At 62.8% G+C, this 16,345-nt stretch carries 16 protein-coding genes; 8 read left to right on the forward strand and 8 right to left on the reverse strand.

The window, feature by feature from the left end; genetic code table 11:
- The first annotated feature begins 341 nt into the window (after window positions 1-341).
- A complete protein-coding gene (locus tag NKH90_RS22365; RefSeq protein WP_023677745.1) occupies window positions 342-491 on the forward strand; it encodes a hypothetical protein in 150 nt (49 codons plus the stop codon).
- Between the two features lie 57 nt (window positions 492-548).
- Here NKH90_RS22365 and NKH90_RS22370 read toward each other — a convergent pair whose 3' ends face one another.
- Window positions 549-1,313, reverse strand: coding sequence for an SOS response-associated peptidase (locus NKH90_RS22370; protein WP_352820964.1), 765 nt, complete (start codon window positions 1,311-1,313; stop codon window positions 549-551).
- A 123-nt stretch (window positions 1,314-1,436) separates the two neighbouring features.
- Between NKH90_RS22370 and NKH90_RS22375 the strand changes: the two genes are divergently transcribed.
- From NKH90_RS22375 to NKH90_RS22390, 4 genes are all read left to right on the forward strand, one after another.
- Window positions 1,437-1,862 (forward strand): NUDIX hydrolase, encoded by a 426-nt coding sequence (locus tag NKH90_RS22375; protein WP_352540784.1) that lies wholly within the window; start codon window positions 1,437-1,439, stop codon window positions 1,860-1,862.
- A gap of 48 nt (window positions 1,863-1,910) precedes the next feature.
- Window positions 1,911-2,288, forward strand: coding sequence for a TIGR02301 family protein (locus NKH90_RS22380; RefSeq protein WP_023677748.1), 378 nt, complete (start codon window positions 1,911-1,913; stop codon window positions 2,286-2,288).
- Between the two features lie 372 nt (window positions 2,289-2,660).
- Window positions 2,661-2,918 carry a hypothetical protein gene (locus tag NKH90_RS22385; RefSeq protein WP_023677749.1) on the forward strand — a complete coding sequence of 86 codons (258 nt, stop codon included), beginning with the start codon at window positions 2,661-2,663 and terminating at the stop codon, window positions 2,916-2,918.
- Between the two features lie 80 nt (window positions 2,919-2,998).
- A complete protein-coding gene (locus NKH90_RS22390) occupies window positions 2,999-3,802 on the forward strand; it encodes a hypothetical protein (protein ID WP_352820920.1) in 804 nt (267 codons plus the stop codon).
- 32 nt (window positions 3,803-3,834) lie between these two features.
- On the opposite strand, the gene NKH90_RS22395 is transcribed toward NKH90_RS22390, so the two are convergent.
- Complete coding sequence (locus NKH90_RS22395) at window positions 3,835-5,166, reverse strand: dihydroorotase (protein ID WP_352820922.1); 1,332 nt, start codon at window positions 5,164-5,166, stop codon at window positions 3,835-3,837.
- Window positions 5,167-5,249: 83 nt separating this feature from the next.
- Between NKH90_RS22395 and ygfZ the strand changes: the two genes are divergently transcribed.
- The 3 genes from ygfZ to NKH90_RS22410 all read left to right on the forward strand — a co-directional run bounded on the left by ygfZ (window position 5,250) and on the right by NKH90_RS22410 (window position 8,945).
- Window positions 5,250-6,110, forward strand: coding sequence for a CAF17-like 4Fe-4S cluster assembly/insertion protein YgfZ (ygfZ, locus tag NKH90_RS22400; protein ID WP_352820925.1), 861 nt, complete (start codon window positions 5,250-5,252; stop codon window positions 6,108-6,110).
- A complete protein-coding gene (locus NKH90_RS22405) occupies window positions 6,110-6,742 on the forward strand; it encodes a YfbR-like 5'-deoxynucleotidase (RefSeq protein WP_352820928.1) in 633 nt (210 codons plus the stop codon). Before ygfZ ends, NKH90_RS22405 begins: the two co-directional genes overlap by 1 nt.
- A 64-nt stretch (window positions 6,743-6,806) precedes the next feature.
- Window positions 6,807-8,945, forward strand: coding sequence for a putative bifunctional diguanylate cyclase/phosphodiesterase (locus NKH90_RS22410; protein WP_352820931.1), 2,139 nt, complete (start codon window positions 6,807-6,809; stop codon window positions 8,943-8,945).
- Window positions 8,946-9,074: 129 nt separating this feature from the next.
- Here the strand turns inward: NKH90_RS22410 and NKH90_RS22415 are convergent, their stop codons facing one another.
- The 6 genes from NKH90_RS22415 to NKH90_RS22440 form a co-directional block, all read right to left on the reverse strand.
- The gene (locus NKH90_RS22415; protein WP_023719871.1) at window positions 9,075-9,347 is read right to left on the reverse strand and encodes a DUF3303 domain-containing protein; all 273 of its coding nucleotides are present in this window, start codon (window positions 9,345-9,347) and stop codon (window positions 9,075-9,077) included.
- A gap of 22 nt (window positions 9,348-9,369) precedes the next feature.
- Complete coding sequence (locus NKH90_RS22420) at window positions 9,370-10,833, reverse strand: RimK family ATP-grasp domain-containing protein (protein WP_352471056.1); 1,464 nt, start codon at window positions 10,831-10,833, stop codon at window positions 9,370-9,372.
- Window positions 10,830-11,936, reverse strand: a complete 1,107-nt coding sequence (locus NKH90_RS22425; protein WP_352471055.1) for a peptidase C39 family protein — start codon at window positions 11,934-11,936, stop codon at window positions 10,830-10,832. The genes NKH90_RS22420 and NKH90_RS22425 overlap by 4 nt, the downstream gene beginning before the upstream one ends.
- Window positions 11,937-12,145: 209 nt before the next feature.
- Window positions 12,146-12,937 (reverse strand): anti-sigma factor family protein, encoded by a 792-nt coding sequence (locus NKH90_RS22430; protein ID WP_352471054.1) that lies wholly within the window; start codon window positions 12,935-12,937, stop codon window positions 12,146-12,148.
- Window positions 12,934-13,452: a sigma-70 family RNA polymerase sigma factor gene (locus NKH90_RS22435; protein WP_352820935.1), complete on the reverse strand. Its 519-nt coding sequence runs from the start codon at window positions 13,450-13,452 to the stop codon at window positions 12,934-12,936. The genes NKH90_RS22430 and NKH90_RS22435 overlap by 4 nt, the downstream gene beginning before the upstream one ends.
- A gap of 155 nt (window positions 13,453-13,607) precedes the next feature.
- Entirely contained in the window at window positions 13,608-16,325 is a 2,718-nt protein-coding gene (locus tag NKH90_RS22440; protein ID WP_352820938.1) for a DUF2339 domain-containing protein, read from the reverse strand.
- Window positions 16,326-16,345: the final 20 nt, after the last annotated feature.

Genomic DNA, 16,345 nt, shown 5'->3' on the forward strand with positions numbered 1-16,345 from the left:
GGCGCAAATCGGCTCCAGCCTGCTGGCCGGGGCGTTTGTCCAATCTGGGAGGAGATGAGGCGAAAACGTCCAGGACCAGCGCGAGGCTAGCCAATAATGCAAATGCCACAAATGGCGAAAGACGTTCTCATGGCCGGCTTTATCGCCTTGCCCGGTGTTGCCGTCAAGTCGCTACCTTCGCCAAAAATATCGTTGGCTCACAGGAATTGAGCCACTGAAACATTTTATTAAACAGGTCGGCACTGTGATGAAACATTCGCCGGCTAGATCAGCAAGCGTCACGATTTGGTCGGATTCGGCCAGCAAACGCAGACACGAAGACGTTACCAGGGAAGAGAACAATGCCTAAGCAAGAATCCAACCGCGCCAAGCAACCGGCGCTCGCCAGCCATTACCGGGCGATCGGCCCGGCAGCAATCGTCGCAGCTCTTCTGCACACCGCGAAGAAGAAGAAGCCGGCGCAAAAAATCGTTTCGCCGCGCGCTGCCTGAGAATGCCGTCGGGAAAGATTTGAGGCGCTCACGGCGAACCAGTAATAGTAGCTTTTGCTAAAATAAACTCATCTGACTACTGTCGTTCGCGCCGGACTTCTGGCGCTTGACCTTGTCGGGCTCAAGCTCGACGACGCCCTTCTCCTGAATCTCCGGCCCGGTATTGGCGACCTTGTTGACGAGGTCGGAAATCGGGATCGCTTCGAAGAAATCGAGCTGGGCGGGTCTCAGCAGATCGGCCACGTCGCGCGGCTCGAGCGTGCGGCAATCCAACCAGCGCGCGAAATCCTCGGGGTGGATCACTACCGGCATGCGGTCGTGGATATGGGCAGTATCGGCATTGGCGTGGGCGGTCAGAATAGCGCCGGTGTCCATTTCCGAGCCGCCCGGCTCAGCATAGGTCTCAATCAGCCCGGCGAAGGCGACAAGCCCGCCATGCCTTGGCCGCACCCAATAGGGCTGCCCTCTTCTGCCACCGGTTTGGTGCCATTCGTAGAATCCCGAAGCCGGTACCAGGGCGCGGCGATGGCGCATGGCAGCGCGAAACGACGCCTTTTCCGAAGCCCCCTCAGAACGCGCGTTGAACAGCAGCGGGAAGTTACGCGTATCCTTGACCCAGGCCGGGATCAGGCCCCAGCGCACCAGCATCGAGCGGCGGTCGGGCAGGTTCGAGCCCGGCGCCTGTGGCAATCCGGCGAACGCCATCAGCACCGGCTGCGTCGGCGCGATGTTGTAGCGGGCCGGAAACTCCTCAAGTTCCGCTAGGCTGAGAAAGGCGGCGGTCTGGTCCGGAGTGGCCGTCAAAGCAAAGCGTCCGCACATGAATTCAGCTCTCGAATTGGTGGCATGTGAAAGTGGCCATGGAATCCGCCTTTCGCAACCGCTAAAGCTGTTCGCCGGCGGCCGGTCCACAACGGGCTATGCCAATCGAGCGATCCGAAGCCCATGGAAGCACGCAAGATCATTCCGGCAGTCTCGGTCTGCGTCGTGCGCGAGAACACGGTGCTGCTGGTCAAGCGGGCCAGGCCGCCCTCGCAAGGTCTCCATGCCTTTCCCGGCGGCAAGGTCGAAGCCGGCGAGACGCTGGAACAGGCAGCACGGCGCGAATTGCTGGAAGAGACCGGATTGCAGGCGCGCAGCTACCGGCCGCTGCGGGAAATCCACATCGACGGCAGCGGCGACGGGCATCCGGTCGACTACTGGCTGACGGTGTTTGGGGCCGAGTATGCTGGCGGCGAGGCGGTGGCCAGCGACGATGCCGAGACCGCGGCTTTCTATACGCTGGCCGAAATGACAGCGATGCCGCTCGCCGATGCAGTGTTTGAAATTGCCGACGATCTACTCGGTCCCGACAAAGACGGCGAGATCTGAGCCAGAGAATCGCCTTGCAGGCGACAAATTGTTTCAGCACAAGGACCCATGAGCCGCACGTCTTCGTTTCTCGCCGCATGCCTCGCCGTCAGTGTGGTTGTCGGTGCGCGCCCGGCGATTGCCGCCGAAGCACCGTTCGAGCCCGGGCTGATGCGGCTGGCGGAAGTGCTCGGCTCGCTGCATTTCCTGCGTAATCTGTGTGGCGAGAAGGGCGATCGGTGGCGAGCCGAGATGGAAAAACTGATCGCATCGGAAAATCCGAACCCGGAGCGGCGCGCCCGCTTCATCGCCAGCTTCAACCGCGGTTACCGGTCGTTCGGCGGCACTTATACGCAATGCACCGCCTCGGCGACGGAAGCCATCAGCCGCTACATGAAGGAAGGCGAGACGCTGTCTCGCGACATCGCCTCGCGCTACGGAAACTGACGGCGGCAGCCGCTTTGCGGAAAAGCCGCATCAAGGGTCGGCGCCGTTGCGGCGGACGCGTTCGACGCTTCTCCGCTTGCCTCGAGTGAGGTCTTGGTGCAAACCTGATGTTGCACTTTTGCAACTATGTTAACGAAACGTTAGCGCGCAGATGTGAAATTAACTCAAACTGAAGGTTTCCGTCCCCTTGGCCTGCCTAATCGGCTAAGTTTGAAACGGATCGGACGCAGGTTTGCTGGACGCGACGGAAATTGTAGACGACGACCAAAAAAATGTCGCATTTACAAATACTTACTGCGCCTGCGTGTAAAAGGGACAACTCAAGCTTGATCCCTGTCCAACGGATCACCGCTTGAAAGGGTGGACATCGCAATGGAACATGGCGTCAACGACATCGACGCGCTGGTCAGGGAAGAAAAGCGCCTGACCGCCGTGGAAAGCCACAGCGAAGCCTGGGCAGAAGGATTGTCGGCCGGGATCGAGCCGGAAATCATCGCCGAGGCGGCCCTCGAAACGGCATTCGGCGAAATGCTGCGCACCAATGGCGAGACCTCGGCGCTTGCCCTGCTCGATCGCATGCGTGAAAAGGTGATTGCCGGGGCCTTCGAGCCCGAAAGACTGCGTCACTGACCCCGGTTCTTTGACGACGGCGCGCCGCCGGACATCATGTCCGGGCACATGGATGGGCTGGAACCAGGGAGTAGCAGGCGGTGAATTTTTCGATATCAGGCAAGCCGCGCGGCCTGGTCCTCAGCATTTGGTTCACCGCTTCCTGCGCGATGATTCCTTCTGCACTGTTTCTTGCGAGCAGTCCCTCTCAAGCTCTCAGCGAGATCAAGCGCGAAGATCTTCCCTCACCGGTCACGCCGCCGCCCGACGCTGACATGTCGCCGCCCGGAAGTACCGTGCCGATGCCCGGCCCGCTCGGCACGACGCCACCACCGGCCAGCCAGCCGACGCCATCCGACGAGCCGGAACAAACCGAACCGAAAGGGCCGGCCAACGATGGCGGCATGGCCAATCCGCATGTCGATCCGGACGCGCCCGTGCCCGAAGTCGTCTACGACCTGGCAAAGTTGCCGGAACCGGTCAGGCGCATGCACGATCTGATAGTCGAGGCGTGCAAAAGCGGCGACATCGAAAAACTTCGGCCGCTGATCGGCACGGGAGACATGATGACCCAATTGTCGCTGGGCGACATCGAGGGCGACCCGATCGCCTTCCTGAAGGGCCTTTCGGGCGATACGGAAGGCCAGGAGATCCTCGCCATCCTGGAAGAAGTGCTCAGTGCCGGTTTTGTCCATGTCGATGCCGGCACGCCGCAGGATCTCTATGTCTGGCCCTATTTCTTCGCCCTGCCGCTGGACAAGCTCGACGCCAGACAACGGGTCGAGCTGTTCAAGATCGTCACCGCCAGCGACTATGACGACATGAAGCAGTTCGGTGCCTACATTTTCTACCGCGTCGGCATCACGCCGACCGGACAATGGACGTTCTTCGTCGCCGGCGATTGAGTGGCTAAGCATGGTCTCTTGGAGACAGGAGCTTAGCCCGCCAACGCCTCGGAAAACTCCACCGCCCTACCCTGGCCCGGCGTGACGATCTCGCCTTCCCACATCACGCGCCGGCCGCGCACGATGGTGCCGACCGGCCAGCCGGTCACCTGCCTGCCGTCATAAGGCGTCCAGCCGGCCTTGGAGCCTTGCTGGGCGTTGGCGATGGTCTCGCGGCGCTTCAGATCGACGATGGTCAGATCGGCATCGTAGCCGGCGGCAATGCGGCCTTTCCTGGCGATGCCGAATATGCGTTGCGGGCCGTGGCTGGTCAGGTCGACAAAGCGCTGCAACGTCAGCCGGCCGGCGTTGACATGATCCAACATGATCGGCACCAAAGTCTGCACCCCGGTCATGCCGGACGGCGACGCCGGATAAGGCTTTGCCTTCTCGGTCAGCGTGTGCGGCGCATGGTCGGAGCCGAGCACATCAACGATGCCTTGCGCAACGCCGTACCAGACCCCGTCGCGATGGCGCGTGGCGCGCACCGGCGGGTTCATCTGGATCAGGGTGCCCAACTGCGCATAATCATCGGCGCTCAGCGTCAGATGATGCGGCGTCGCCTCGCAGGTCGCGACATCCTTGTGCTGTTCGAGGAAGCCTATCTCCTCGGCGGTCGAGATGTGCAGCACATGGATCCGGGCGCGGACCTGGCGCGCGATTCGCACAAGGCGCTCCGTGCAGCGCAACGCAGCGATCTCGTCGCGCCACACCGGATGTGAGGACGGATCGCCCGCGATGCGCTCGCCAAGCCGCTCGCGCAGCCGGAACTCGTCCTCGGAGTGAAAGGCGGCGCGGCGGCGTGTGTTCCTCAGGATCGAGGCAACGCCTTCGTCGTCCTCGACCAGCAGGTCGCCGGTGGACGAGCCCATGAAAACTTTTATGCCGGCCGCACCAGGCAGCCGCTCGAGATCGCCAGCGTCTTTTGCATTGTCGCGGGTCCCGCCGACCCAGAAGGCAAAGTCGCAATGCATGCGGCCGGTGGCACGCCGCACCTTGTCGGCAAGGGTTGCCTCACTGGTGGTCAGCGGATTGGTGTTCGGCATCTCGAAGACGGCGGTGACGCCGCCGAGCACCGCTGCCCGCGAGCCCGTCTCCAGATCTTCCTTGTGCTCCAGGCCCGGCTCGCGGAAATGCACCTGGCTGTCGACGACGCCCGGCAGGATGTGCAGCCCACGGCAGTCGATCGTCTCACCGGCCGACGCCTGGCGGAGGTCGCCGATGGCAGCGATGCGCCCACCATTGATACCGACGTCGCGAAAACCCTGGCCGTCGTGATTGACCACGGTGCCGCCTGTCAGGATGAGATCGTAGATGGGGGCCATACGGATCCGGTCTCTTGCGGGGGAAGTGCCAGCGGCTTACGTAATGGCCGATAGTTTTGCAAGATCAGGCTCGTTTTCCCACCATGCCCTTTGCCCCGCTCAGAGATCGCGCACTCGTTTCCGTGTCCGGGCCGGATGCCGAGCACTTTTTACAGAACATCCTGACCACCGACCTCGACGTGCTCGGCAGCAGCGAAGCAAAGCCCGGCGCGCTGCTAACGCCGCAAGGCAAGATCCTTTTCGACTTCCTGATCTCGCGCGCCGGCGAAAATGCTTTCCGACTTGAATGCCGTACCGAGACCGCCGATGATTTCATGCGCCGGCTGACGCTCTACAAATTGCGCGCCAAAGTCGAAATTGCCAAGCTGGATCAGCCGGTTGTGGCCGTCGCATGGGGAAGCGATTCAACCACTTCGCAATTTGAATCAGCACCGTTTGCTGATGCGCGGTTTGTCGATACTGCCGTCAAGCGCTTCTACGATGACACCGCAGATGGCGGCGACCTTGCCGCATGGCAAGCCTTTCGCATCGCCCATGGCATTGCCGAAAGCGGTGCGGACTACCAGCTCGGCGACGCTTTTCCGCATGACGTGTTGCTCGACGAGATCGGCGGTGTCGGCTTCAAGAAAGGCTGCTACGTCGGCCAGGAGGTCGTCTCGCGCATGCAGCATCGCGGCACTGCCAGGCGTCGGGTGTTGATTGTCTCGGCCGAACGCACCCTGCCCACTTCGCGCGCAGAGTTGACCGTGGAGGGGCGACCGATCGGCACGCTTGGCTCGACCGCGGCCAGGACAGGCCTTGCCATTGCCCGCATCGACCGGGTCAAGGCAGCGCTCGACGCCGGCCTGCCGATCCTTGCGGAGGACGTCGCCGTGTCGCTCGCTATCCCGTCCTGGGCGAAATTCAGTTTTCCGCGGGAAGCCATCGGCGCGGAGGACGCCTGATGGCTGCCGATCGCGCCGGGGCGCCGCCGCGCGCCTGGCAGCGCATGCTGTCCGGCCGACGGCTCGATCTGCTCGATCCCTCGCCGCTCGACATCGAGATCTCCGATATTGCCCATGGCCTTGCCCGCGTCGCACGCTGGAACGGCCAGACCAGAGGCGAGCACGCCTTTTCTGTCGCCCAGCATTCGCTGCTGGTCGAAACGCTTGTCGGCGAGCTGATGCCGGATGCCGACGCCGACGCGCGGTTGGCGGCGCTGCTGCACGACGCGCCGGAATATGTCATCGGCGACATGATCTCGCCGTTCAAATCCGTGATGGGCGGCAGCTACAGGGATTGCGAGATCAGGCTGCAGCGCGCCATCCATCTGCGCTTTTCACTGCCGGCCGAACTCGACGCGGGACTGCGCAAGGAGATCAAGCGAGCGGATCAGATCGCCGCTTATTTCGAAGCAACGCTGCTTGCGGGTTTTTCGACGGCAGAGGCGACGGAGTTCTTCGGCCGGCCGCGCGGCTTCAATGCCGAGCACTTCGACGTCACGCCGCGCTCGGTGACTTGGGCGCAGAATGCCTTTCTCAAACGCTTTGCGGCGATCGAAAAGTCGCGACGCCAGACTGCCGTTCCAGCCGGCTGAAAACGGTAAATTAACCGGCAGGGACAACAGTGCCATGGTTAACCATGGTCCATAGGCTTGCCTCATGCCCGTTGCCGGTATCAAGGCTGGTTCGTCCGTCCGCCGACAGAGGGCCAAAGGCGTTGGTCAGCCGCAACCTATTGAAGACGAGCTGCGCGAACAGAACGAGCGTTTTTCGGCAGCGGTCGAGAACATGTCGCATGGCCTGTGCATGTTCGATGCCGATGAACGGATGATCATCTGCAACGGGAACTACATCAGTATCTTTCGCCTCGACGCCGAAGTGGTGCGGCCCGGCATCCGGTTTTTCGACATCCTCCAGCACAGCGTGGATATCGGCATCGCCTCGCAAAGCGCTGAGCAACTCTATGCTATCCGCAAGCCCTATATCGACCAGGCAAAACCTTCCACCTATGAGGAAACGCTTGCAGACGGGCGTATCGTCAACATTTCGCACCGGCCGCTGGCGTCAGGCGGTTGGGTATCGATCTACGAGGACATCACCGAGCAACGGCGCGCCGAGCAGGAGTTGAAGGAGCAGCACCGCCGTTTCGACGCGGCACTTGCCAACATGTCGCAAGGCCTTTTGATGTACGATGCGGATGGCAAGCTGATCGTGCGCAACGAACGTTTCCTGGAACTTTATCATGTCAGGCCGGCCGACTTCCCGCTTGGTATGAGCCACCGTGATGCGTTCAAGCGGCTGCTGGAACTGGGCATTTATACAAAGCTCGACCCCGACAGCGAAATCTCGCAAATCGAAGCCTGCCTGCGGGCGGGGAAAACACACATAACGCATCGCCATCTCGCTGACGGCAGGACGCTGCTGGTTGCGCGCCGGCCGATGAGCGGCGGCGGCTGGGTCGCGACGTTCGACGACGTCACCGAGCGCAGGCGCGTGGAAGAGCGCATGACCCATCTTGCGCACCACGACACACTGACCAACCTGCCCAATCGCTCGATGCTTCGCGAACGGCTCGACCAAGCCCTGAGTGAGACGAGAGACGGATCGCTGGCGATATTCTCGCTCGACCTCGATCATTTCAAGGCGGTCAACGACAGCTGGGGCCACCCCGCCGGCGACTGGCTGCTGAAATGCGTGGCCGAACGGCTGCAACGGTGCCTGCGCAATGAAACGGACGTTGTCGCCCGCTTCGGCGGCGACGAATTCGTCATCATCCAGTTCAATCTCAAAAGCCCGGGCGACGCGGAAAAGCTGGCCAAACGCATCGTCGAGATCATCGGAAAGCCGTTTCGCGACAAAAGACACGACATGCGTGTCGGCATCAGTCTCGGCATTGCGCTGTTTCCGAATGACGGCAAGGACGCCGACACTTTGCTGAAAAATGCCGATATGGCGCTCTATCGGGCAAAGAGCGAAGGGCGCAACCTGTACCGCTTCTTCGAACCAGCCATGGACGCGATGGTGCGGGCACGCCGGGCGCTCGAAATCGATCTCAGGGCAGCGCTGTCGCGACGGGAATTCGAGCTGGATTTCCAGCCGATCATGAACATCGCCTCCGGCGAAATCGTCGGTGCCGAAGCCTTGATGCGCTGGCGTTCGCCGGTGCGCGGCCTGGTACGGCCGGACGACTTCATCCCGGCCGCCGAGGAGACCGGGCTGATCGTGCCGCTTGGAGAATGGGCGCTGCGAAAAGCCTGCACGACCGCGGCAGGCTGGGCGGCTTGGCGCATCGCCGTCAATGTCTCCGCCGTGCAGATCAAAAGCGGTACCTTTGCCCGCAGCGTTATCTCGGCATTGGCGTTCTCGGGCGTGCCGGCCAACCGGCTTGAACTGGAAATCACCGAAACGGTGCTGATGGACGAGAGCGATCTGGTGCTCAAGACACTCAGGCAGCTCCGCGATCTGGGCGTCCGCATCGCGCTGGACGATTTCGGCACCGGCTATTCGTCGCTGGGCTACCTCAGGCGCTTTCCCGTCGACAAGATCAAGATCGATCGCTCTTTCACCCGTGACATCGACAGTCGCGATACCGGGGCGATCGTGCGCGCCATCATCGGGCTTGGCGCACAGCTGGGCATCACCGTCACCGCCGAAGGTGTCGAGACCGAAGCGCAGCTTGAATTCCTGCAAAAGGAGGGTTGTGTCGAGGCCCAGGGCTATTTGATCGGGGTGCCATCAAAGGCGTCGGACATTAATCGGCTGCTGAAGTCGAGCGCGACGATCCGGCAGTCCGGCTAAGTGCGACAGTCTCGCGGAAGCGCGGGCAACCGGCTTAGATCTCCTTGAGATGGCGCTCGATCCGCGTGTTAATTCCTTGATAGGAGAAGGCGGCATTCAGCTGTGGCGAACCAGGAGGTTCCCAACGGGTCAGAGATGTCCGCTCAATGCCTCCACCATATCCTTGTTCGTCGCCACGGGAACGATCTCGAATTCGACCAGATCCGCCCATTCGATGACCCACCGTTGCAGGAGCGTGACGTCATCGGCCTCCACAAGCAGGAAGCAGCGGCTCATATCCGCTGCGATCCAGCTGTGGTGCACGAGAAGCGCGTCCGGCTTCAGGCGGCCCTGGTCGCGGAAACGGCGGTAGATCTCCTTGCGGTCGCAGCCGCGAAAATCCTCGGTTACGAAGAACAGCATCTTTTTCCCCTCAGTTCGGATATTATCGCCCCGGCCGGTCCAGCCGCTCCAGGAACCACTGCGTCAGCCGCACCCAGACCTCGTCTTTTTCGCCGGAGTCTTCCCAGCCGTGGTCGAGGTTGGGGTTGTCGTTGACCTCGATGACGAAGACGCCGTCCCTGGTTTCCTTGAGGTCGACGCCGTAGAGGCCGTCGCCAATGCAGCGCGCCGCGCTCACCGCCGTCTCGACGACATGGGCCGGTGCTTCCTTCAGGGTGAACGTCTTGATGCCGCCCTGGTCGGGCTTGCCGTTGGCCTTATGATTGACGATCTGCCAATGTTTCTTGGCCATCAGATAATGGACGGCGAACAAGGGCTGGCCGCCGAGGACACCGACGCGCCAGTCATATTCCGTCGGAATGAATTTTTGCGCGATCAGGAGGTCGGAATCCTCCAGCCATTCGGTTGCGAGCGTCTTCAACTCTTCAAAGGTGCCGCATTTCTTGACGCCGCGCGAAAACGAGGAGTCCGGGATCTTCAGCACCAGCGGGAAGCCCAGCGTCTGTGCCGCAACTTCCAGGTCCGAAGTGCCAGCAATCATCACCGTCGGCGGCACCGGTACCTTGTTGTAGGTCATCAGCTCGTTGAGATAGACCTTGTTGGTGCAGCGGATCATCGACAGCGGATCGTCGATGACCGGCATACCTTCCTGCTGGGCGCGGCGGGCAAAGCGGTAGGTATGATTGGAGATCGAGGTGGTCTCGCGGATGAACAGCGCGTCGTAGTTGGCGAGCTTGGCCAGATCCCGCTTGGTGATCGGCTCGATTTCGACGCCCATCTTTTCAGCGATCTTGGCCCAGTGGCGCAGCGACGAAATCTCCGACGGCGGCAGTTCCTCATGCGGATCGACCAGCGTGGCGAAAGTGTAGCGCGCCGGCGTGCGGCCCTTGGTGTCGCGCCACTCGCGGTTGGTGTAGGTCTCCAGGCACTGGAGAAAGTGCGTTTCCTCGTCCTCGGTCATCCTGGCCAGGGGATGGAACCCGATCTTGCGGATCGAGGCCCATTCGGCGCTGTCCCTGATGTGAACCTCGAGCGCCGGGGCACGGAACCAGTCGAACAGAAGTTTTGCGAAGCGGTCCCAGATCCTGGATGGTCCGATGCCGAAGAAGATGCAGACCTTCTGCGGAAAAGCGCCGCCCAGGTCCTTGCGGCACTTGTTGAGTGCGAGTTCGAGTTCCGGCAACGCGTGCTCATAGAGCTTGCGTTCTGACAGGTCGATCATCGTTTCGACCGTCGGGATGACCTTATGGCCGCGCGAACCGGCAAGCAGCGACGCGTAATAGCCGCGGCTCTGGTAGCCGTAATTGTTCGACAGGTTGATGACCTTCGGCCGCTGACCGCGAAACAGTGCCGGATGGGCAAGGTAGTCGCGATTGGTGATGATCTTGTGCGGCGTCGCCACTTGGTCGAGATCGTTCTGCCGGCCGGTAAGGATGACCCAGGTCATTGGCTGTCGCGCTTTCCGAGAGTGATGGCGGCGCGCAATCCGTCGCGGCCGAATTGCGCCATGTTCATGAAGATGCCGTAAGGCACGGGAATGTTGGCAGCATCGAGGATCGTCTCCTGCCGCTCGTCCTCGACCCAGGGGTCGTGGATCAGGATATGATCGCCGTCGTCACCGATGGCCAATACCCAGTGCGGAACCTTCTTGCCGAACATCAGGAAGCCGCTGATCAGGACCAGTACCAGTTTTCCCTCTGCGATCGCGGTGCGAATGTCGTCAAGCCCGAATGAACGGTAATTCACCGGGATGCCGTAAAGTTCCGCGCGGCGGCGAAAGTCGACCTGCGCCAGCTCCATCACCCGGCGCTTGTCCTCGCTGCGCACCGACTGCAGGAACAGCGCGCCGTAGAAGGAGACATAGATCTCAGCAGCAAGCCCGCTCTCATAGCCGGCGACGGCCAGCCCGAACGGTTCGCAGCCGCCCGGCCCCGACATCATGAAAACGGTCGTCGCCTCACGCCACAGCCTGATTTCCATAACCGGATCCGGCACGAATCCGGGGTCGAAGTTAGCCATCGCCATCATCAGGCAGCATGGTCCGCAGGTGAATTCGCAAGTCTGCTGATAAAACGGCACTTCGGTGGCGACCGGAATGTCGCCGCGCAAGGTCTTTTCATAGCGCAGCGCAGTGGCGCCATCCTCGTAGTAGTCCGGTTCACGACCGATCTTGCGGTAGCCGCTCTGCTCGTAGATCTGGATGGCGCGCGGGTTGTCCTCGCGGACTTCCAAACGAAGCATCATGCGGCCATGCTCGAAAGCGGCGGCTTCAGCCTGTTCCAGCAGCAGGCGGCCAACGCCGCGGCCGCCGAAAAATGGACCGACGGCGATCGAATAAAGCCGCGCGACGCCGCTGCCCTTGCGAAACAGCACGACCGCATAGCCGGCGACGTGGCCATCGTTCTCGCCAACCAGCAGTTCGGCGGTGTCGCGTTCGATCAGTTGGCGAAAAGAGCGGCGAGAAATGCGGTCGCTCGAGAAAACAGCTTTTTCGATGGCGGCGAGGTCATCGACGTCGGACGCGCGGGCCTTGCGAATCTCGGCAGGCATGCGGGCTCAGAAAACCTCGATTGGGTTGTGGAAACTGCCCTAGTCTAAACATCGGTCACACCAGCCGAAGTGCCAGCATTCAGCAAGCGCTATCGCACCTCGATTAGGGCCGAATTGTGACAGTTTTCAAGGCAGGCAGGTCGCGCAAAGGCTTTGAAACGACCTTCGTGTTTCGGCATCGGCGCGGCTCCGGAAAAACGAGATCCTGCTCAGCTTTTCAAGCCCGCCAGAAGCTGGCCATAGGCGCTCTTGGCCACTGCGGCCAGCTGCTCGCGCGGCAGCGATCCGACGACGGCGCAGCCATAACCCTTGTCCAGCCAGTAGACGGCCTCAGGACCATCTTCTTCCCCATAAGTGCCCTTGGCCTTGGCTGCCGATTCGGCGATGACGAAGAGCGAAATGCGCTCGCCCTTGTCGTCCTCGTAAAGCAGCATCGCGGCCTTGCCCTGGCCGGCAGGCAGCAGCCGGCCACCGACCAGTTGGAAACCTTGCGCCGCCAGATCCGGTGCGACGAGCTTCAAACCCACCTGGTTCGACAACCAGCTCTGCAAATGATCCTTGTCGCTTGCCGGCACTTCCACCGCATGCCGCTTTTCGGCGGCATAGATGACATGGGCGGCGATCGCCTCTTCGGCAAGCTGGTCTTCGGCCGTGTTTTCCAGGCCGAGGCGGCCGATGCCGGCAAGGTAGCCGCCAGCGCCGCCAATCACCAGGATGGCGGCAGCGGCGGCCGCAAGCCACCAACGCGAGCGCGACGGCGACACTCTGACAACCGGCGCCTCGCCAAGCACCACCTTGGTCAGCCGCACCGGGACGGGCTCGTCCAGCACGCCGTTAAAGGCTGCGCGCAACGCTGCCCGGTCGGCGGCGTAGCGTGCGCTCCTGGCCTTCATCTCGGCATTGGCCTCGAGCCATGCCTCATAGGCCGTCCGCTCATCGCCCGGCAACTCGCCATCGAGAGCCATGTGGATGTCGCGTTCGGAGAAATCGCGTCGGCTCATTTCTCGACGATCCTTATCGACCGGCGGCGCGCGGTATCATCAAGCAGCGCGCGCAGTTCCTCGCGCCCGCGCGCGATGCGCGACATCAAGGTGCCGGCGGGAACCCCAAGGATGTTGGCGGCTTCGGCGTAGGAAAACCCTTCGATGGCGACCATCACAAGTGCCGCGCGCCGGTCAGGGCTGATCGCCTGCAGCGCGTCGACGATCTCGCGCGAGGCGATGCTCTCGACCTGCTTGGCGGGTGCTGCCTGCGCCTCGCTCGCCTCGAGCGGCAGCATCGCTGCCTCGCCGCGCCGGTTCACCTTGCGCATCTGGTCGATGAACAAATGATGCATGATCGTAAACAGCCACCTCCTGGGGCTTTCTCCTGTCTGCCAATTGTCGAGCCGCACAAGTGCCCGCTCGAGACAATCCTGGACGAGATCGTCAGCGGAATCGCGGTCGCGCAACAGCGAGCGTGCATAGCGGCGCAGACGCGGTATTTCACCAAGGATTGCTGCCTTCTTTTCGTCCATGACCGCTGGTTCTGGAGGGCCCCTGTCCGTGATGATTGAACGCGCCTTTGCAGCGCGGCGCAAGCGGCCAGCGCGAAGCGGTCCGCCGCCCCGGTCACCCAAGCAAATGAATAACGCTGCCAGTGGCAGGTTTATTCCCGGCCAAATTGAAATCGTCAGCTATTGCTCGTCTCGAGCTTTGCTTTCGCCGCCCTTGTCAGCAGCCGCTGATAGAACAGGCCGATGCCGATGAGCACCGCGCCGAGGCCGATGAAAGACAGCGCCCGCAACACGCCTTCCAGTTCGGACATGTCGAAAATGAAGACCTTGAGCACGGCGACCGAGATCAGCGCCGCCGACGCAATGCGCAGCACCTGCGACCTCAGCCAGACACCGGCGGTGAGCAGCACCACGCCGATGACCAGCCACAGTGCCGAATAAGTATAGGTCTCGAGCTGGCCGAGACCGCTCCACAGGCCGATGAACTCACCCTTGAACAGCCTCCTGACCGACAGCGTCGCATAGGCGAAGGCGAGCACCGCCGCCACAACCGCCAGCATGGCCGCATACCATTTCGGCCGCTTGTCGCGGGTATAGAGCGCCAGTGCGCCTGTCGCGACCGCCGGCAAGAGGTAGGCGAGCAACAGAAGGTTGAACACCGGAATGCTGCCGGTCGATTCATCCGTCAGCAAGGGGTTCAGCGCCAGAAAATGCTGGAGGACGATGAACGCGACCGAGACCACGCCCGCTGCAATCGAGCCGTAGCGCAGCACCGAACTTGGCGAGCGCATGTCGATGGCGACCAGGATGGCACCGGCACCGATGGCGATCAGCGAGTAGATCGCCTGTTCGGCAAGCGTCGCAGCAGCCGTATCGATGACGCCGCCATGCATGGCATGGCGCACCAGCATGGCGACGGTGAGCAGGGCAAACAGCGCGGCGCCTGCCTCCATGGCGAGGCGCGGTCGGCCGTTGGTGGTTCGGGCAAGCTGCCAGGCGGCAAAACCGAAAGCGAGCGCCGGCACGCCATATCCAAGCAGCAGCCAGTTGAACACCGGCGTCTTCGACAGGAACTCGGCACCGACGATGGTCGGGTCGAAGGCAGCGCGGCCGAGCACTGCAATCACCGCGCCAACGGAAATCCAGCCAAGCACCGGATAGCTGCGCCAGCGCGTCGCCAGCGCCGGCACGACGGCGGCTGCTCCGAGCAGGATGGTTGTCCAGCCGGAACCAAAGGCCATGTGCAGCATCAACAGGCCGGCGATTGCCGCGCCGCCGAGCGCGAAGGAGACGGCAGCGCCGCCGGTCAGCGGCGGCGCCTCGCCGCGCGCTATCCATTCGCCGCCGGCGACGAAGACTCCGACCAAAACGGCTGCGACCGCCGCATAAGCAAGGTCTCGGTCGAGATTGCCGAAGGTAGACCAGAGCGCCAGCAGGATGACCAGTGGCGCGACAACGCTCCACGCCGCCCATGCGGCGGCGCGCAGCCAGCCAGAGGCCGCAAAACGGCGCGCCGCCCAAAAGCCGGCGCCGATGAAGACCAGGCCGAGCGCGATGCCGACCCTGAGCATCAAGGCATCGGACGCCACGACCGGCATGCCGTCGACGCCGAGAGCGCCACCCGAAAAATCGGAAGCGATCGTGGTCGGCGGAATGATGCCGAGATAGACCAGTACCGTCGCCAGCCCGGCGGCGTGCAGCAGTGCAAGCGCCTGCGGCCGGTAGAGCGCCACCGCCACCAGGGCTGCGACAAGGGCGGCCCCCGGCAATGCACCGCGGATGGCGGCGAAGGCCGGATCGACAAACAGGGCCAGCGCCGAAAGGCCGACGAAGAAGCCCGGCGCGATCGACGGCCAGTCGAAGCCGCTGCCGGCGACCGCTTCGTCGCGGCGGCCAAGCCAGACGAAGGCGAGCACGGCCAGTGTCACCCCGTCGATAAAGAGGATGACGGCAAGGTTCGCCCCCGGCGCATCGGTCATGTAGAAGATGGTCCAGATCCCCGTAGCGACGAAGGCTGCGGCCATCAAAAGCCTCCAGTCGCGGATGCGGGCAATGACGCAGGTGGCGGCGAGCACGATCGCCAGATAGCCGAACAGCGCCCACGGATTGGGCGCCTGCGAGGCGACCAGCAGCGGCGTCACCATGGCACCGAGCAGGCCGACGCCGGCCAGCGCCTGACCGTGGACCAGGCTTGCCGCGATCGTCGCCACCCCGATGGCGCCGAGCAGCGTGAAAGCGAGCGTCGGGCCGATGAAGCCGTAAATGCTGTACGCGGCGTAGACGGTACCGAACAGGATGAAAGCGCCGGCCGCCGTCAGGATCGCCGGGATATAGGCACCGGCGGCACCCTGCACCGGCACCCTGAAGCCGGTGCGCCGGATGAACTCGCCGCCGGCGACCAGCACCAGCCCGAGTGCCGCCGCCATGACAAGCCGCACGCGTGGCCCGAAAATGCCGGCCTCGATGGTGTAGCGGATCAGAAACAAGCCACCCAGCGCCAGCGCGATGCCGCCGACCCAGACCGCCCAGCGGGTACCGAGCGCCGTTTCGACGTCGGACTGGCGAGCTGCCTTCGCCGCTGCCGCCGGTTGCGCCGACTCCGGCGCGGACGGCGCCGTTGTATCGGCATCGGCCTCTGTAGCTGACACGACCGCTGCGGGCCGTGGCGATACGGCCATGTCGGCTGTGACCGCAAGCGGGATTGCGGCATCCGCCGGTTTGCTGTCGTTTGCAGCCGGTTCCTTGGCTTGCGGCGGCAGCGCGGGCGTGCCCGAAAGCACAAGGCTGCGCAAGGCGCCAAGCTCGCGCTCGATCAGGCCGATGCGGCTCTGCTGGCGTGAAATGATGACGAACAGCGCGATGATGGCGACGAGGCCAATCAGGCTTTCAAACATGGCGGTTCCCCCAAACCAAG

Origin of the sequence: Mesorhizobium sp. M0898 (assembly GCF_040319695.1) — a bacterium.
Classification (GTDB): Bacteria; Pseudomonadota; Alphaproteobacteria; order Rhizobiales; family Rhizobiaceae; genus Mesorhizobium.